This is a genomic window from Microbulbifer sp. THAF38, assembly GCF_009363535.1.
Classification (GTDB): Bacteria; Pseudomonadota; Gammaproteobacteria; order Pseudomonadales; family Cellvibrionaceae; genus Microbulbifer.
The window spans coordinates 4086123-4104166 of record NZ_CP045369.1 but is presented as its reverse complement, the minus strand read 5'-3'; the positions used below and the strand labels follow the sequence as shown (position 1 = coordinate 4104166).

Here is an 18044-nt window from a genome sequence, read left to right as displayed (position 1 = left end):
ATTTCTTCATGATAAGTTTAATGGTTTGTCTCTGCGCAGTTGGTTAAATATCCTGCAAGCGTCGATAGAGCAGCTTCTTCACCAGATCCAGAATAAACATCCACAAAATCATATAGAGCCAAACGAGCCCGATAATACGCCAGGGAATAGCTGGTACCAGCCAACCAAATCCACACATTAAAACCGTGAGCGCCTGAGTACCGACAATAGCGATAAATAACTTCATTGCGGGCAGCGGCTTTGCGAAGAAAGCTGAGCGGGAGCGCACGACAAAAAGTAGTAAATGACCGCCGGCAATAATTTGTAAAAAAATAATCGTTTGGATCTGAGACTTATCCAGGGGTATCCAGGATTGCCACTGGCTGTTTTGAAGCCATTCCATACCAATCAAGAGGAGCCCCATGGTTTGTGCGATAGAAAAAATGCCGATAATGGTCGAACCTAGTAGTAAATCACGCATTTCCCAGTGCACCGGCTCTTTCGGCAGCAGGGTGTTGTCGTAGGCAATAGTCATAATGGGAATATCGTCAAGCAGTGCCACTAATACGATCATGACTGGGGTGAGGGGAGAAAAACCGAAGAGGATAGTGGCAAACACCACCACCACCATAATATCCAGGGTCATGGATACCCGAAAGAGCACATAATTAATAATACGCTCAAAGATCTTGCGTGCTTCGTCAATAGCATCCACTACAGTGGAGAGGCCCGGAGCGGTGAGAATAATCGCCGCTGCGGCACGGGCCGCATCGGTGGCGCCACTAACGGCAATTCCGCAATCAGCTTGTTTTAGGGCAGGCGCATCGTTGACACCGTCGCCGGTCATTGCCACCTGGTGCCCTCTCTCTTGCAGGGCTTTTACGATTGCGTACTTATGCTCGGGGAAAACACGGCCAAAGCCATCGGCGCGTTCAACACAATCGACCACCTGCTTGGATAAGTGGTCCATATTCTCCGAGTCGGTAAAAACATCGGCGGCGGCATAAATATTCTGTCCAATCCCCACCTGAGCAGCGATTTCCTTACCGATAGCGACGTCGTCGCCAGTAATCATTTTTACCTGCAGCCCGTGCTCCCTGGCCCGGCTGATGGTTTGTTTGGAATCATCCCGAGGCGGATCTTCTAGAGAGAGGATGCCAAGAAAGTCCCAGCTTTTCCCATCATTGGAACTCGCCACACCCAGGGAGCGTAAACCCCGTGCGGCGAGTTCCTGCACGCAGTCTGAGGCATTCTTTTCATTATCACCACTGAGCTTGCACAATTGCATCACCGCTTGGGGCGCACCTTTGCAATAAAACAGGGACTTACCACTGTCATCGACAACTTGGGCCTGGGCTCGCTTGATTACCGGGTCGAAAGGAGTGAATTCTTTAAGCTGGTAATTATTCAGTGCTTCCTTATCTTTGAGGCCGGCAAAAATTGCCTGATCGATCGGATCACTAGAACCTTTTTCCGAGGCGAGTGCCGCGGCGAGAATTAACTGTTCCGGGCTCTTGGCGACAAATAATTTGGGGTCGTGCAGGCTTAGTTGGTTCTTGGTGAGCGTTCCGGTTTTATCGGAGCAGAGAATATCGACCCCAGCAAGCTCCTCTATAGACTCCAGTCGCGAGACTATGGCTTTTTTTCGGGATAGCGCCAGGGCACCGAGTGCGTTAGTGACAGTGATTACGGAGGGCATTGCCACGGGAATCGAGGCAATTAATAGCACCAGGACTGTGCGTAAAATATTAATAATGTCCGACCAGTACCAGCTGGGGGCCACCACGATATCCCGATAGAGCTGGGTACCTACCAGTAACAAAGCCAGCACCAGGCACAGCACTATCAGGAAATCGCCAATATGAGTAACGGCTTTTTGCGAGTGAGAGGCGCCTTGGCCGGCACCGGCTACCAGCTTTGCGGTGCGACCAAAAAAAGTATTACGCCCGGTGCCAATTGTAACGGCGGTCATTTCGCCGCGCTTGGCGATACTACTGGAATAACCGATGTCTCCTATTTTTTTGCTGACCGGTAATGACTCACCCGTAAGAGCAGCCTGATCGATACTGATGGATTTGCCATCGACAAAGCGCACATCTGCGGGCACCACCTGACCTAGCTTAATTCGCACAATATCCCCGGGAACCACATCAGCGGCGTCAATGGTATGAAAACTACCATCGCGCAATACCTCCGCCTGCGGCGCCATGCTGGCCTTGAGCGCGGCCAGAGCATTGGAGGCCTTGTGCTCCTGCCAAAATCCCGCGACGGCGTTGTAAAGGAGTAGCGCCATAATAATGGCGAAGTCAGGCCAGTGGCCGATAAGTGCCGATAGCAGGGCGGCGGCTTCGATCATCCAGGGAATGGGCCCCCAAAAAAAACGCAGAAACTTGAGCAGTGCGCTTTGTTCTTTCTCCTGGATGCTATTGGGGCCATAGCGTTGCAGACGAGTCTCGGCCTCGGCCTGGCTTAACCCTTGGGGCGAGGTGTTGAGTGCCTGGTAAACGGAGGGTAAATCGGCTTTCTGCAGGTCAACCTGGGAGCCTTTTAAGTTGGCTTTACTGGCGTTTCCGCTTTCGGATTTTGGCCCGGGTATTGGCACGGATCGATTCCGCCTGTTGAAAATAATTTCCCGTCGAATGGTCCGCCTGTTAACGACAGTTGGGGTTAAATACAGTTAATCATTATTGAATGATTGGGCGGTGTATCCATATTATTTGAACATTATAGGCTGTGATCTGATGGGCACTCGTCGCTAAGAGATTTCACCTTGATCAGCTTAAAGATACCCTTTCTTAAAGGTGTCCAGGCTGAAGTCCCAAAAGGCTTTAACGCGTGCTGAATTACGCATTTGAGGATGAGAAAGTAACCAGAAATGGCTTTGGAACTCTTTAAGCTCAAATACTTTCTTTAGTTTGTAAGGTTGCACCATTTTTTGGTCCCCTTCGGGCAAAATAGCAAAACCCAGCTTTGCATTGGCTGCACCTGCCGCCGCCATTACCGAATTACAGTAAATTACTTTGCGACTATTCTTAAATGTTTTTTCACTCCAGCGACCAATCGGCAAACTCAAACCGCGATAACCAATAATATTCTGCTGCTTAATCTCATCCAGTGTCATTGGACCGCTAACCAAGTCTGGATGGGCAAAAATATGCCAGTTGATATCAAAGAGCTTCTTGGCAATGAGGTTATCCGGAGCGCTAGGTGATCCACGAAAAGCAATGTCCGCCTCCCTCTTTTCCAGTGATAGATGTTCCGCCGAGTCTATGAGTTCAAATTCAACTTTGGGGTGGTGTAGGCGAAAGGCGGCACAGAGTTTTGGAACCACCTCATAAGAGTAAGAGCCGATTGAGGTAATACGGATAATGCCTTCCATTTCCAGGTTTTTAATGCCGGTATTCAAGGCAATGGCATTGATATTCTCGGCGGCTTTTCTGGCGTGTTCTAAAGCCGCATTCCCTTCGTCTGTGAGGAAATAGCCCTGCCTGTCTGCCACGAAAAGCTGGCAGCCAAGATCTTTTTCCAAGGCCTGTAGACGCCTCCAGGCGGTGGAATGGTTTACCCCCAAGGCTTTGGCTGCACTCTGTAGGGAACCGTGATCTGCCACGGCTATCAGGTATCTAAGATCGTTCCAGTCCATCATTTTGCATTTATGCAATTATAGATTGCATAAATTGATAATTTAGTTGCCAATTTGCAGAGATTATAGTCTCCGCATCATTGATGTTCACTAGCTGGAGAGACTATGAGTCACAAAATTCTTGCCGTTTATGCCTCTGCCTTAGGGGACCATTCGACTTCCAGGTCACTGGCCAAGCACTGGCTATCACGACAGGCTGACACTGAAGTCACCGCGTTGGATTTAAGTATTAACCCGGTTCCGCATTTGAGCGGTGAAATGGTAAGTGCCTTCTTCACCCCTGAGGAACAGAAAAGTGCAGCCCAGAAAGCGCTAACGGAGTATTCGAACAACCTTATTGAGCAGGTCAAAAGTGCAGATACGGTACTGATTGCAGCACCCATGTATAACTTTGGTAGCCCATCTACTCTGAAAGCTTGGTTTGATCACCTAGCGCGGGCCGGAGTGACTTTTACGTACACAGAAAATGGACCAGAGGGTTTGATTAGAGATACCAAAGTGGTCTTGGTCACGACATCTGGGGGGTTCTATAAAGATTCTGTTGTAGATTTTCATGTGCCCTACATCAAGCATTTTCTCTCATTTATTGGTATTGATGATGTCACGGTCATTTATGCCGAAGGGCTGAATATGGGGGATGACCACAAAGAGACGGCCTTAACTCAGGCTAAGGTAGCTCTGGAAGCAATCTGATCTATGAGGCGCACAGCAAAGTAAGTAGAGAAAAGGAAGTAGAGCAAAGTAAAAAAGCCGGCTTTGGGCCGGCGGAGAAGCAGACGTCGAAAGGATAAATGACGTTGCAGAGAGACAGAAAAACCAACTTATAGCCCTGGGAGAGGTACTGCAGTTTTTCTGAAATTGACAGCCGGTGGTTGTTGCCTCCAGCTGGTAAATTTTTTGACGGGCTGTTAAAGCCTGAAATTAATTCCTGAAATTAATTATTGTTTCGCAATACACAGGCGCCAGCGGCGGGCAAAACCAGCGTGTTTTCTCTCAGCTCCATTGCAAACAGGCCTGGGGTAATATCCTCGGCCCCAAATAACTCTTGTGGCAGAGCGTAGCTTTCCTCAGTGGCGCCTAGGTTCAGGGCGACCAGGTACACTTCCTTATCTGCGCGGCGCACGAACACCAATAAATCATTGCCGGTATCGAGTACTTCCTGTTGTGCGGTTGCCAGACTTTTGGGTAGTTGCCGGTGCCATTCGATCAATGCACGGAACTGGTTGAGCATGGAGTGCTGGCTGTCTTGCTGCAGATTCACGGCTAAGTTCCGGTGACTCTGGAAAATTGGTAACCAGGGTTTCCCGCAGGTGAAGCCGGCTTGATCAGCGGTATCGGTCCAGGGCATAGGCGTGCGGCAGCCATCGCGACCTTTGAACTCAGGCCAAAGGTTAATACCGTAGGGGTCCACCAAATCCTCAAAGGCGATATCCGCTTCCGCCAGACCCAGTTCTTCCCCCTGATACAGGCACACGCTACCGCGCAGTACAAGTTGCATCAGTAGGAACAGGGGCGCGCGCTTTTGCGCTAGCTCCGGACTAAGGCCGCGGTTCCAGCGGGTGATAGAGCGCGGCACATCGTGATTGCTAATGGACCAGCAGGGCCATCCTTTTTCAATTACCGCGCGGTTCTTTTCCAGGGTTTCGCGCAGGAATTGCGCGCTGCAATCCTCGGTTAATAAATCGAAGGAATAGGCCATATGTAGGCGCTGTTCCGTGGTGTAGTCCGCCATGATCTTATGGGTATTATCGTCACCCACTTCGCCCACGGTAACAGTACCCGGGTATTGATCCATCAGCTGGCGCACACGCTGTAAAAACACCAGGTTTTCGGGCTGGGATTTGTCGTTCTTGTGCCACTGGTAATCGTAGTGATTGACCGGCGGCAGTCCTTTCTGATCCAGCTTAAGCGGGCGCGGAGGATTATCGCTGAGGGCCTGTTGGTGGAAGATAAAATTCACCGCATCCAGGCGAAAACCATCCACACCGCGATCCAGCCAGAACTTCATATCCGCCAGCAACTGCGCCTGCACCTCGGGGTTGTGCACATTGAGATCCGGCTGCTCTTTGAGGAAGTTGGCCAGGTAGTATTGGCGGCGGCGGGTACACCAACGCCAGGAGCCACCACCAAAAACAGATACCCAGTTATTCGGCGGGTTGCCATCGGCTTTAGGGTCCTGCCACACATACCAGTCGGCTTTGGGGTTGTCGCGGCTGCAGCGGCTCTCCTCGAACCAGGGGTGCTGGTCTGAGGTGTGGCTCAGAATCTGATCGATAATAACTTTTAGGCCGCGGGCATGGGCGGCCTCAATTAAGCGGTCGAAATCCTGCAGATTGCCGAAAATCGGGTCCACATCGCGGTAGTCGGCCACGTCATAGCCAAAATCCACCATGGGGGATTTAAAGAAGGGGGATATCCAAATAGCGTCCACACCAAGGGATTTCACGTAATCCAATTTCTGGGTGATACCTGGCAGGTCGCCGATACCATCGCCGTTGGCGTCGCAGAAACTGCGGGGGTAAATCTGGTAAATAACGCTGTTGCGCCACCACTCGGTGCTGTTGCCGCTCATGGATTACTGCCTTGTCTCATTATTCGAAGGGTGGGGCGGGCCCACTCAGGAAAGGATAGGGTGAGTATGGCGAAGGGCGGAGCCGCGTTCCTCCTCCCCATAGAGGGGGGGAGGGGCTGACCGGGGGGATTTAGAGCAGGAGTAACAAGTTTCGGGAACTGCTCAAATAGAGATGTGGAGAAATCCTACGGTGGGGTTTTGCGCACATCCCTGTGCCGTGAGCTGCGGCTTATCTATGGTCGGTCCTGCACCGAGCGCAGCATTTGTTCGGCCAGGGTAATCGCTTCCTGGCGGTCTTTGACATCCAGCTTTTGGTAAAGGCTGCGGATATGGGTTTTGATGGTACTCGGCGCCACTTTGAAGTGCCTGGCGATACGCTCGTTCGAAAGGCCTGAATGAATAGCGTTTAAAACCTGCCACTCCCTTGGAGTGAGTGGTGAGTGACGCAGAAAATCCGGTACCGCGTCGCTGGCGAGAATCTCGCGAATAATAGTGTCGTCCAGCTCAATACGAATGCCACCGTCCAACTCCGGCTGTTGCTGGGCGAGTTTGATCAGTACTTGGGCCTTGTCGGTGGATGCTTCATCCAAGCCCCGTTCCAGCGCAGCCTTGAGAATCACAATCAGGGGTTTGCCAATTTGTAGAAAACTGGCGCGAAATCCTCTGCCTGCGGTCAGCAGTAGCGACTCGCTAATGGCCTCCACGGCTTCACCGTGCTGTTCGCGCAGCCACAACAGGTGGGACTCCAGCACACGGTTGCGCAGGCGATCGGTGACTAAATGACACTCTTCCGCGACCTGTTGCAGGCGGCTCAGCAGGCGATTGGCGTCGGACCAGCGGTGCAGTTCGATCAGTGCGCGCACATGGTTGCGGCCGTGACACTGTTCAAAGTGATTACTGGGCCTGTCCGCAACCGGCGCAGCTTGCTCCAACCAGCTGGCAATGGCTTGCTGGTTGTCCAGGGCGCGCCAGGTGCGAATACGCGCGGCATCGGCATTGGCAACCCAATCGCGGTGGTAGCGCCCATCTGAGAGTAAGCGGTCGATGCGGGCCAGCCACTCCAGCGACTCCTCTTTTTCTCCGCGTGCCTGGGCGAGCTTCAGCAGCAGCGTGTATTCCGGCAGTAGCCAGTGTTCACCCACCTTGCGGTTGATCTGCATTCCCCGCCGGGCCGAGTGCTCGGCGCTCTCCAAATCCCCCTTTTCCCACTGCAGCTGTCCGAGCAGGCGGCAGACAAACTCAGCGATGGGCAGGGTGGAGAGGTGGTGTTTCTGCACCAGGTTGGACACCTTTTTCTGCAGTGAGGCAGATTTTTGTAGAAGCCCCTGGGCGAAGGCGATCTCACTCTGTTGGCAGATGGCCCAGGCGGCGCTGGGAATATCTCCCTCGGCGATAGCCAGGGCCTCCACCTCCAACATATGGGTCGCGGCGGGCTCTAATGCGCCCAGGCAAAAGCTGGTCTCACCGGTGACAAGCAGTGCCGAAATCCGCTCGCCTAGTTGGTTGGGTTGTAAAAGCCCCAGGGCCTCTTCGGCATACTCTTTGGCCTGCAGGGTCTGGCCGCGGGCGATGGCCACCTGGGCGCGCATGGTGGCGAAAGCCCCTTCAAACTGACGCCATTGCTGTGGGTCCTGCCGCTGCAACCAGCTCTCGGCGGTGGCGAGCATTTTCTCGCACTGGTCGTATTCAAAATTCTCCCGCGCCATTTTTGCCGAGAGCAGGGTGAAGCGCGCACTCTGCTGCAACGCCTCATTGCCGAGCCATTCCAGGCAATCACGCAACAGACGCGACTGCCCGCCGCGCAGCAGTATTTCTCCCTGGCTATCGAGCAGCTGACACAGGCGCTCGCGGTCACTGCCAGCGAGGGCATGGCGTAGGGCTTCCACAGGCTGTTCCATTTCCTGCCAGGAATCACAAGCGAGAGCGTGCAGGTGCAACAGCTGCTCTCGATTGGTGAGCTGGCGCTGCAGGAAGCGGGCGAACACCGGGTGGAAGCGGAACCACTGGCGGCTGGAGTCCTGTGCCTGCAGGAAGAGTCCGCGCCGCGCCGCCTCTTCCAGCAGTTGTTGGCCATCGTTGCGGCCACTCAGGCGTTCCGCCAGCTGAGCATTGACACGGGTGAGGATCGAGGTGCGCGCGAGTAACTCGCGCAGCTCTGGCTCCAGCCTTTCCAGCACTTCTTCGGCCAGATAGTCGAGGATATGGCTGTGGCCCTGCTCCAGTTCCGTCAGGTAGCGGTCTACTTCTTGGCGATCGCGCACCGACAGGGCGAACAGTTGTACCGCCGGTGGCCAACCCTCGCTCAGGTGGTGCAGTTGAGCGGCGCGGTCGCCATCGAGATTAAATGGCAAGCGCTGCTTCAGCAGACGTGCGATCTCTTCGGTATTCAGGGCCAGTTGATCGCTGCCCAGCTCCAATAGGCGGCCCTGTACACGCAGGGTGGCCAGCCCCAGGGGCGGCTGGCTGCGGCTGGTGAGAAGGACCCCGACGCCTGGAGGTGCGTGGCGCAACAGGAAGCGAGTGACGCTGTGCACCGCCTGGTTGTCGATATGGTGATAGTCGTCGAGCACTATGCGCAGTTCACTGGGCAGGCTGCGCAGTTCACCCAGCAGATGACTGATGACGGTTGTTGGATCCGGACTTTGTGGCGCCGCCAATAAGCGACAGGTTTGCGGTACGCCTTTGCCGGTAGCGCGATGCACGCTTTCTACCAGATAACGACAAAACTGGCTCGGTTCATTGTCGCTGGCATCAAGGGTATACCAGGCCATTGGATTTTCCTGCGCCGAGGCCCAGGAAGTGACCAGCGTGGTTTTACCGTAGCCCGCCGGTGCCGTCACAAGCAGCAGCTGGTCGCTGTGGCTGTCGTCGAGCAGTGCCAGTAAGCGCGGGCGCACCAGGGTATGCTCGGGGCAGTCCGGCAGGCTGTATTTGGAAGTTAAAAGCATCGCTGCGGGCAGGATTGTTTTAAATGTCTGATTTTTATACAGGGATATTATGCACTAGCGGAGCGCTTTTGTGACAGATTTGCGCTGAGGATAGGACGACTTGCTGGATTCTCTTTGGCTAATACTAGAAGAAGCTTTGCTTATGACGGTATATTGATCGGCGGATCCAATCAGTCTTACCGATCCAGCCCAAAGAGAGAAAATAATCAGAAAGAGACCCTGCGGCCAGTTTTTGGCTTGCGGTGTCCGGTGCCAGGAACACATCCCTGTGTTCACCTAGACCGGCGTAGAGCTACCCGACAGCGTTATCTGCTTTCCCGGCTGACATTCGTTGCCGTAATACACGAACGTTTGTACGCAGTGGGGGATCCTTGGATCACTGGTTTATGAAAAAACAGAGTTATTTACGAAAAAAGTTTGGTGAATAACTGATGCCGTCAGGGAAGAAGATGCGGCTGCGACAACAATAATAAAAAAGAGGGAGATATGGTCGATATTGTGGTTTTGGCGGCGCCGGTTATGGGTGCTCAAGGAGATTGTATAAAGCCGTTGTTTTCCATGCTCAGGGAAACCCTGGGTGATGACTGGGCGCGCCTTCATTGCGATACTTTTCCTACTGTGGAAGCACTGCCAGGTAATACCCAGCGAGTATTTGAAGATATGCGCAAATGCGAGATGGATGGTCTGCGCGCGCGCAAATTCTTGCTTAACGCCCTGGCTGAGAACTCGGCACAATTGGGGGATATCCATAGCCGCGGTGGTCTCTATGAGAGGACCCAGACAGCCATTTTTCAAACTTTACAAAAGGCTGCAGTCGCTGCTGGCGATTGCGCTCCGGTGTTGCTTATCAGTCATTCGGCCAGCTGTATTAGCTTGTCCAACTATTTGTGGGATGCCCAGCGGCCCAGTGTAAACCACGGTGTCTGGCGCGATGGCGGGCCAGCCGAGGTGCGTAAGGGCTCCGCACGGGAACGCTTTTTGCGCCTGAAAACGCTCAGCCATTGGTATACCCTCGGGGCCGGCACGCCGCTGTGGTTTGGGGCCAAGCAGCGGGATCAGATCCAGGCGGTGGCTACGACTTCTCGCGGGTATCAATTCCGTTGGAAAAATTTCTACCATCCGGATGACCTGCTCGGCTGGCCCCTAAAGCCTCTCAGCCCCAGTTACAACCAAGCGGTATTTCGGGATTACGCGACAAGGCCACTGTCCGATCCAGACGATGCCCTGGCCGGTCCGCAGCTACTGCCACCGGAGGATTACTGGCGCAATGCATTGGTGTGGGAGCAGCTGGGCAAAGACCTGAGCACTCTTCTGCACAACACCAAGCCGAAAGCAGGCGCATCCGCACTGCGATCTCGGCGGACAGTCGCGGTATAATCGCGACACTAGCCACTACTCCCGAATAAGGATGGGTTTTATCATGTCGCTGCAATTTCACTCGGTCCCGGTTACTCCTTTTCAGCAGAATTGCACCCTGCTCTGGTGCGAAGACAGCAAGCGTGCCGCAGTAGTGGACCCGGGTGGCGACCTCGACAAAATTCTGGCGGCGGCGCAAGAGCGCGGGCTCAACATTGAGAAAATCCTGCTTACCCACGGTCACCTGGATCATGTGGGTGGCACTGCGGCGCTCTCCAAACAATTACAGTTGCCGATTGAAGGGCCCCACGAGGGCGATGGTTTCTGGATCGAGCAATTGCCGGTGCAGGCGCAGATGTTCGGTTTTCCCTCAGTGGAGGTGTTCACCCCCGATCGCTGGTTGCAGCAGGGCGATACCGTGACTGTCGGCGACCAGGAACTGGAAGTGCATCACTGCCCAGGCCACACCCCAGGACATGTGATCTTTTTCCATCGCCCGAGCAAGTTGGCACTGGTAGGCGATGTGTTGTTTGCCGGTTCTATTGGCCGCACCGATTTTCCCCAGGGGGATCACGATACTTTGATTCGTTCGATCACCGAGCGCCTGTGGCCACTGGGTGACGATGTGCGCTTTGTACCCGGTCACGGTCCCATGTCCACTTTTGGTCAGGAGCGTCAGACCAACCCGTTCGTCGCCGATAAACGTTTCGGCTAATTGGTGGAAATGGCAAAACAATAATCCATCGGGAGCCCCTTCCCATGCCTGTAAAGCTGAGTTTTTTCCTGTTGATTCTGGCCACTGCTATTAGTGGTTGCGCTGTTATTTCCGAGGCGGATTGCCGCAATGGGCTCTGGTACGAGCGCGGTCTACAAGATGGCGCCCGCGGGCGTTCCCAGGCGCTGGTGCATGATATCGCCAAGGAATGCCAAAGTTACGAAATCTATGTGGACAGTGAGGCCTGGTTGCGGGGCCACGAAGAAGGCGTGGAACAATTTTGTACCGCTGAGAATGGCTATGCTCAGGGGCGCCAGGGGCGAAAATATGAGGGCGTATGCACCGGTCCCACCGCGGATATTTTTTTGCAGAATTACCAGCGTGGCCTCGCCCACTATCGCGTAGCACAGCAGTATCGCGATTTATTGTGGCGCCGGGATAATTTAGAGCGAGAGCTTTACTCCCTACATCACGCCCTCAGGCACAGCGATAGTGACAACCAGAGGCGTGCGCTCTATTTCCAGCACAGCCGGCTCGAATGGGAGTTGCGCATGTTGGATTTAGAACTACACCGCTACGGGCTTTTCGGCCCAGACTATTTCACACCGGATTTTTATCCGCGCGGCTTTTTTTCATCTGGTTTTTTTTACTGGTGAATTTAGTGGGTTGATATGGCTAGTCAATTCAGCCATTTCCCCCGGTCCCAGTTTGGATTTTCAAGAGAGTTATTCCCATGGCAATTTGGCACGTTACTCCCACCCTGGAAGAGATTAACCGGGGCACCGCCCAGTGTATGCCCGGTTATCTGGGCCTGGAAATTACCGCAATCGGTGAGGATTACCTGGAGGGCAAGCTGCCGGTGGATCATCGCACTCGCCAGCCGTTCGGTATTCTACATGGCGGTGCCAACGTGGTGTTGGCGGAAACCCTGGGATCTATCGGTGCCAATCTGTTGGTGGATACCAGTAAGTTTTACTGCGTTGGCCAGGAGATTAATGCCAATCATCTGCGTCCTGTGCCGGAGGGTGAAGTTACTGGCCGGGCCAAGCCGGTACATATCGGGCGCACCAGCCAGGTATGGGAAATTCTGATTTACGCCCCCAATGGCAAACTGAGCTGTATTTCCCGAATTACCATGGCGGTTGTGGCTCATGCCGCGGGGTAATTTTCGTCGAGTTTTATTGGGGCGATTTTTATGAGTGAAGTGCGGGAATATTTTTTTGAGGATATTCCCTACCGCCTGGTGCGCTCGGCAAGGCGCAAGCGCCTGGGCCTAGTATTGGCCCAATCTGGCGTGGAGGTGCGTATTCCACAGCGCTGCGCCGCCCGCCACGGCCATCAGTTTTTACAGGAAAATATCCAGTGGGTACGCGCCCAATTGCTCGCTGCCAACCAGCGTGCGGCGCAGGTGCCACAATATCGCTTTGAGTTTGGCGAACACTTTCCCTGGCTGGGTAAAATGCGCCTCCTAGAGCGGGCGGCTAATCGAGGTGGTGCGGCAATCACTGAAGAGGCTATTCGTCTCTACACGTTATCGTCCGCACCCACAGCGCAGCAATTACAGGGGGCCCTACAGCGCCTTTACCAGCGCGAAGCGTTGGCCCTGTTAACAGAGAAGTCCCAGCGCTTGGCGGAACAATTGGACTTACAGTTTTCCACACTGCGAATTCGCCGCACCAAGAGTAAGTGGGGGCACTGCAGTATTCGTGGAGACTTGCAATACAACTGGTTGGTGTGCCTGGCACCGGAACCAGTGGTGGATTATCTGGTGGCCCATGAGGTCAGCCATTTGCGTCACCATAATCACGGCCGCGATTTTTGGCTGCTGGTGCAGAGTGTTTGCCCCCGCTATAAAGAGCTGCGCCGCTGGCTGCGCGATAACGGCCACCGCCTCACGGTATAGAATTTACCGACAGGTCCCATTGATTTCAGTTGTTTTGATCATTCAGTAATTTCCTATGAGCAGAAAACCGCGTTTTATCACTCCGCGCAAAACGGTAAAAAAACCTTTGCCCACCCAGGCAGAAGCCTGTGTGGAAAAATTCAGCCACGATATGCGCGGTCTCGCCCGTGTGGGTAAAAAAACAGTATTTATCGATAACGCCCTGCCTGGAGAAGAAGTGCGTTTTCGTTATAGCGCTCATCGGGCTCGCTTCGATGAAGGTGTTGCCAGTGAGATAATTCAGGCTTCGCCACTGCGCTGTGAACCGCGCTGCCCCCATGTGTCCCTGTGCGGGGGCTGCTCCCTGCAACACCTGCAGGACGATGCGCAAATTGTCGAAAAACAAAAAATATTGTTGGATCAGCTGGCTCGTTTTGGTGGTATTGAACCCGAGGAAATTTTGCCTCCTCTGCTGGCTGAACCTTACGGCTATCGGCGCAAGGCGCGTATCGGTATTCGCCAGGTGAAATCGGCAAAAGGCAAAAAACTCGTTTTTGGTTTTCGCGAAAAGCGCAGCAATGATTTGACCGATATTGATGAGTGCCATGTTTTGCACCCTTCTATCGCTCAACATATTCCCGCGTTAAAGCAATTGGTGGCGGAGAGCGAGGGACGCACGCACTTTTCCCAGTTGGAAGTGGCGGTCGGTGATGATGTGGCGGCCTTGGTATTGCGCCACCTACAGCCCTTATCGGAAGGGGATCGGCAGCGCTGGCTGGGCTTCGCTAAATCATCAGGTATACACATGTATATACAACCTGGTGATGCGGCTTCGATTCAGCCTCTGTGGCCAGAGAATAGCGAGAATTACCTCAGTTATCGTCTGTCGGAATTTGACCTGAGCCTGCACTTCCAGCCGATGGATTTCTTCCAGGTGAATTTCGAGGTCAACCGACAGATGGTGAGCCGTGCTGTGCAGTTACTGGACCCGCTACCCGGCGAGAGGGTGTTGGATCTTTTCTGCGGACTGGGAAATTTCACCCTGCCATTGGCGCGACGTGCCGGGGAGGTTATCGGTATCGAGGGCGTTGGCGCTCTCACCCAAAGAGGCAAGGAAAATGCCGCACTTAACGGACTGAACAACGTGCGCTTTCACACTGCCGACCTGAATGAGGAAATGGTGAAAAAGGCCTGGGCCAGCGGTGGCTTCGATAAAATTTTGTTGGACCCTCCGCGCGATGGTGCCTTGCAGGCGGTGCGTGGTATCGCCCGTTTCAAGGCGCAGAAAATTGTTTACGTGTCCTGTAACCCGGCGACTCTGGCGCGGGACGCCGGGGAATTGGTTCATCTGGGTTACCGTCTTAAGCAGGCCTGTGTCATGGATATGTTTCCGCAAACGTCCCATGTGGAATCTATGGCGGTATTTGAGCTGGATTCCTAAAACCATTTATTCAATTTTATTCCGTCCCTGTATGTCATTTAAAAAGTCCTGGGGGATGGAAGTAAAGCAGTTTTGCCTGATGCCAGAGCCGTGGTCTTTGCGTTGGTGCGGGGGGCAAACTGGCGTAAACTGCTGGCAAACTTATTAAGCGAAGATGTTATGCAAAGCGAACCCTTAACTGACGATTTTGAAGAAAACTGCGCACGCTTTTTACCGGAGGCCGCTGAACAGGGCTGCGTCTGGGCGCTGCAGGGGGAAGAGGGCTTTGCGTTGTGCGAATCCGAAAAGCGCCCACAGACCGAGGTGATGCCCTTTTGGTCCCAGCGGGAATTTGCCCAGGCACACTGTGAGGGCGATTGGGCGGATTACCAGGCGGTGGCTATCGACCTGGAAGAATTTATGGATGACTGGCTCACCGGTATGCACGAGGATGTCCTGCTGGTGGGGCTGAACTGGAACGATGAGCTGGACGGTGTGGAGCTGGAACCCATCGACCTGCTGGAGCAACTGGAGCAGGAGCTGCAATAAGCTGCGCCAGAGTGCCCCACCCAGCGGATAAAAATTAAACAACAGGGTGTCTCAATGGAGCAGTTTCTCGGCTTGCATACAGTTATTTACGGTGTAACAGATATTGCGGAGGCCCGTGCCTGGTATACGCAGCTGCTGCAGAAGGAGCCCTATTTCGATAGCGATTGCTATGTGGGTTTCCATCTCGGCCATTGTGAACTGGGCCTGAATCCGGATGCGCGCAGCGCGATCAGCCGTGCGGACGGGGTGATCGCCTACTGGGCGGTTGCGGATATGGCCGCGCAAGTCGAGCGTCTTGGAGCCATGGGTGCGCGACAACACAGCGATGTGGTGGATGTTGGCGAGGGCGTACTGATGGCGAGTTTTCTCGATCCTTACGGCAATATTATTGGCCTGATTGAACAACCCCAGGCTGTGTCGGAGGGTTCGAACCAGTAAACGGAGCAGTCCCCGTGAACAAACCGCCAGTATCCAGTTTCCGAAAATCTCCCGATAGCTTTGCCGCAGAGAGCCTTGCGCAAATTGGCCGGGGTTATGTGGCGCCCGATAGAGTCGCACTGATTACCGGCTGTTCCAGTGGTATTGGCCGCGAGCTGGCCCTGGCTTTGCACCGCCGCGGCACAATTGTTATCGCCACCGCCCGGCGCCCGGAAAGCCTGCAGGAATTGGCAGATCTGGGGATCGCCACCGAAGCTCTGGATGTTAATAGCCAGGCAGATATTAACCGGGTGCTACACGCTCTCAAGGCCGCTTATGGTCGCCTGGATATATTGATCAACAACGCCGGTTACGGGCAGATGGGCCCGCTGATGGAACTGGATACCCGCTCCCTGGAAAATCAGTTTCGCACCAATGTATTTGCCCCGCTGGCACTGGCGCGCGCCAGTGTGCCGTTGATGCGTTCGGGTAAGGGGGCTGTAATTTGTAATATCGGTTCCGTATCCGGTGTTTTGGCTACTCCTTTCTCCGGGGCTTACTGCGCTTCCAAAGCGGCCCTGCACACGCTCTCGGAAGTCTTGCGCCTGGAACTAAAACCTTTTGGGATTCGCGTTATGACGGTACAGCCTGGGGCTATTGCCTCGGAGTTTGGTCGCCACGCGGAAGTATCACTGCGCGGTCTCTTGCCCCCAGATTCAATGTATAAGCGCCAGGAAGAGGTGGTGCGCGCACGCGCGCAGGAATCTCAACAAAATGCCACCCTGGCCAGTTCCCTGGCGCGTAAGTTAGTACGTGAAATTCTGCGTAAACGGCCGCGCACACTGGTGCGTATCGGCAATCGCAGCCGCCTGTTGCCCTGGCTTGCGCGCTGGTTACCGCATAAATTGCGAGACTGGATTTTATTGCGTCGCTTTAAGTTGCACCGTTTGGCCCACAAGGTTTAATTAATTTTTACAGGCCGCTGGGTCGTAGCTTCGGTTTTACCTCTTGGACAAGCAATTTTTTACAGCGCAATGCGCCACGGCAAAATACCGACTTAGTTTTAAGAGTTACTAACTAGCAGTTGCACTCGCTTGTTGCAGCCACTCTTTCACTTCGGAGAAACTTCCGCGAAACAGGATGGTGCTGTCGCGCTTTTCCATCAAGTAGTTGTAACTGCCATCGTAATATTCCCGCAACAGTGTCATAACGAGCGGGATATAGACCTCACTGTTACCGCTGTGCTGTAACTCCCGGTTGGCATCGGCCAGTTGTGCATCCAACATCTGATAGCGCAACCCACCGAGACGTTTACGAATTTTACTCAGGCTGTTACGCAGGTCTTCCCCCAGGGCAACCGCGGGTTTTTCTGTAGCTTTAAAGCGCGGCAGGGACTCGCTCACATAATCGCACACAATACGCCGAGCCCGCTGTTCCAGAGGTTCTTCCACCAGGACTCTGGGAGCTTTTTTCATGGCACTTTGCAGTATCGGGGGCAGGGCACAGCGGCCAATAAGTCGGCTTTCATCTTCGATAAAAACGGGTCCGGCTGCTTGGGAAAGTTTGAGTAAATAGATGCTTACTTGGTTTTCAAAATCGATTTGAGATGGCTGTTCACAACCAGTGCGCCCAAAACTGGAGCCGCGGTGTTGGGCAATTCCCTCCAGATCGAGTGCACGTTCACTGCCCTGGATCAGTTCTGTCTTGCCACTGCCAGTATGACCGGCAATTACGACTAGCGGCAGCTTTTGGCTTAGGTTGTCCAGCTCGTTGAGTAGGTAAGTGCGCATGGCTTTGTAGCCACCTTCAATCAATGGGTAATCACTTCCCATCTCCCGCAATAATTTTTGTGTAGTGCGCGAGCGCAGGCCGCCGCGAAAACAGTAGAGATAACCTTGGGGGTGGCGATGTATAAATGCAGTCCAATTTTGCAGCCTTTGCTCAACCACTTCCGGAGTGGCCAGCTTCCAGCCCAAATCGATAGCAGCTTGCTGACCCTGTTGCTTGTACTTGGTACCTATCAACTCACGCTGCTGGTCATCCAATAGCGGATGATTTTCCGCACAGGGAAAGGCTCCACGTTGGAATTCCACCGGCGCACGCACATCCAGTAGAGGAATATCGTTTAGGAAAAGGGCCCGGTAATTCGCAGTATTGTGCCGCAATGAGAGTCTCCACAAATTCTGAAGCGGTGAGAGTAAAGTACCCAGACCTGTCCATTGCAGGTTTGGTCCTCAAATTGTAACGCGCCTTGATGCTTTCTTACCCATAAGTTTGGATGTGGAGTTGGGAGTGAGTCGGTACGCTTTGAATAAAGCCTTTTGGTAGGCGTTCCCAGTCATGCCGGTAGGTTAGCGAGAACTAACCAGGATTTGCTTGAATTCTCGATGGAAGTGGTAGCGTGGTACTAGTGGTACTAAGGGGTAGATTTTAAGCTCATTAAAATCCGGTATTCCCTTTTTTGGAGAGGCACTTTTAGGGCTTTAAATCTAAAGCTTTAAATCAAAAAATAAAAAGTTTCCAGTCATTTGCGATTAAATAATGGCTCATTTCCAATGCTCTT

General features: G+C 53.6%; 15 protein-coding genes. 10 read left to right on the top strand and 5 right to left on the bottom strand.

Features of this window, described 5'->3' with window-relative positions; genetic code table 11:
• Positions 1 to 43 precede the first annotated feature (43 nt).
• Positions 44 to 2581 carry a plasma-membrane proton-efflux P-type ATPase gene (locus tag FIU95_RS17725; protein WP_152455082.1) on the bottom strand — a complete coding sequence of 846 codons (2538 nt, stop codon included), beginning with the start codon at positions 2579 to 2581 and terminating at the stop codon, positions 44 to 46.
• 177 nt (positions 2582 to 2758) lie between these two features.
• A complete protein-coding gene (locus tag FIU95_RS17720; protein WP_152455080.1) occupies positions 2759 to 3625 on the bottom strand; it encodes a LysR family transcriptional regulator in 867 nt (288 codons plus the stop codon).
• Between the two features lie 102 nt (positions 3626 to 3727).
• Between FIU95_RS17720 and FIU95_RS17715 the strand changes: the two genes are divergently transcribed.
• A complete protein-coding gene (locus tag FIU95_RS17715) occupies positions 3728 to 4315 on the top strand; it encodes an FMN-dependent NADH-azoreductase (RefSeq protein ID WP_152455079.1) in 588 nt (195 codons plus the stop codon).
• A 241-nt stretch (positions 4316 to 4556) separates the two neighbouring features.
• On the opposite strand, the gene FIU95_RS17710 is transcribed toward FIU95_RS17715, so the two are convergent.
• Positions 4557 to 6194 carry an alpha-amylase family glycosyl hydrolase gene (locus tag FIU95_RS17710; RefSeq protein ID WP_152455077.1) on the bottom strand — a complete coding sequence of 546 codons (1638 nt, stop codon included), beginning with the start codon at positions 6192 to 6194 and terminating at the stop codon, positions 4557 to 4559.
• Positions 6195 to 6427: 233 nt separating this feature from the next.
• Entirely contained in the window at positions 6428 to 9142 is a 2715-nt protein-coding gene (gene malT, locus FIU95_RS17705; protein WP_152455075.1) for an HTH-type transcriptional regulator MalT, read from the bottom strand.
• Between the two features lie 486 nt (positions 9143 to 9628).
• Here malT and FIU95_RS17700 point away from each other — a divergent pair, with 486 nt between their 5' ends.
• The 9 genes from FIU95_RS17700 (at position 9629) to FIU95_RS17660 (ending at position 16446) form a co-directional block, all read left to right on the top strand.
• A complete protein-coding gene (locus FIU95_RS17700) occupies positions 9629 to 10519 on the top strand; it encodes a hypothetical protein (protein ID WP_152455073.1) in 891 nt (296 codons plus the stop codon).
• A 43-nt stretch (positions 10520 to 10562) separates the two neighbouring features.
• Positions 10563 to 11213, top strand: a complete 651-nt coding sequence (locus tag FIU95_RS17695; protein ID WP_152455070.1) for an MBL fold metallo-hydrolase — start codon at positions 10563 to 10565, stop codon at positions 11211 to 11213.
• A gap of 44 nt (positions 11214 to 11257) precedes the next feature.
• The gene (locus FIU95_RS17690; RefSeq protein ID WP_152455068.1) at positions 11258 to 11869 is read left to right on the top strand and encodes a DUF2799 domain-containing protein; all 612 of its coding nucleotides are present in this window, start codon (positions 11258 to 11260) and stop codon (positions 11867 to 11869) included.
• A 77-nt stretch (positions 11870 to 11946) separates the two neighbouring features.
• The gene (locus FIU95_RS17685; protein WP_152455066.1) at positions 11947 to 12378 is read left to right on the top strand and encodes a hotdog fold thioesterase; all 432 of its coding nucleotides are present in this window, start codon (positions 11947 to 11949) and stop codon (positions 12376 to 12378) included.
• 30 nt (positions 12379 to 12408) lie between these two features.
• Positions 12409 to 13116: a M48 family metallopeptidase gene (locus tag FIU95_RS17680; RefSeq protein ID WP_152455064.1), complete on the top strand. Its 708-nt coding sequence runs from the start codon at positions 12409 to 12411 to the stop codon at positions 13114 to 13116.
• Positions 13117 to 13171: 55 nt separating this feature from the next.
• Positions 13172 to 14536, top strand: a complete 1365-nt coding sequence (gene rlmD, locus FIU95_RS17675; RefSeq protein ID WP_152455062.1) for a 23S rRNA (uracil(1939)-C(5))-methyltransferase RlmD — start codon at positions 13172 to 13174, stop codon at positions 14534 to 14536.
• Between the two features lie 159 nt (positions 14537 to 14695).
• Entirely contained in the window at positions 14696 to 15064 is a 369-nt protein-coding gene (locus FIU95_RS17670; protein WP_152456446.1) for a DUF2750 domain-containing protein, read from the top strand.
• A gap of 54 nt (positions 15065 to 15118) precedes the next feature.
• Positions 15119 to 15502, top strand: coding sequence for a VOC family protein (locus FIU95_RS17665; protein WP_152455060.1), 384 nt, complete (start codon positions 15119 to 15121; stop codon positions 15500 to 15502).
• 14 nt (positions 15503 to 15516) lie between these two features.
• Complete coding sequence (locus FIU95_RS17660) at positions 15517 to 16446, top strand: SDR family oxidoreductase (protein WP_152455058.1); 930 nt, start codon at positions 15517 to 15519, stop codon at positions 16444 to 16446.
• 108 nt (positions 16447 to 16554) lie between these two features.
• On the opposite strand, the gene mnmH is transcribed toward FIU95_RS17660, so the two are convergent.
• Entirely contained in the window at positions 16555 to 17646 is a 1092-nt protein-coding gene (gene mnmH / locus FIU95_RS17655) for a tRNA 2-selenouridine(34) synthase MnmH (RefSeq protein ID WP_152455056.1), read from the bottom strand.
• Positions 17647 to 18044: the final 398 nt, after the last annotated feature.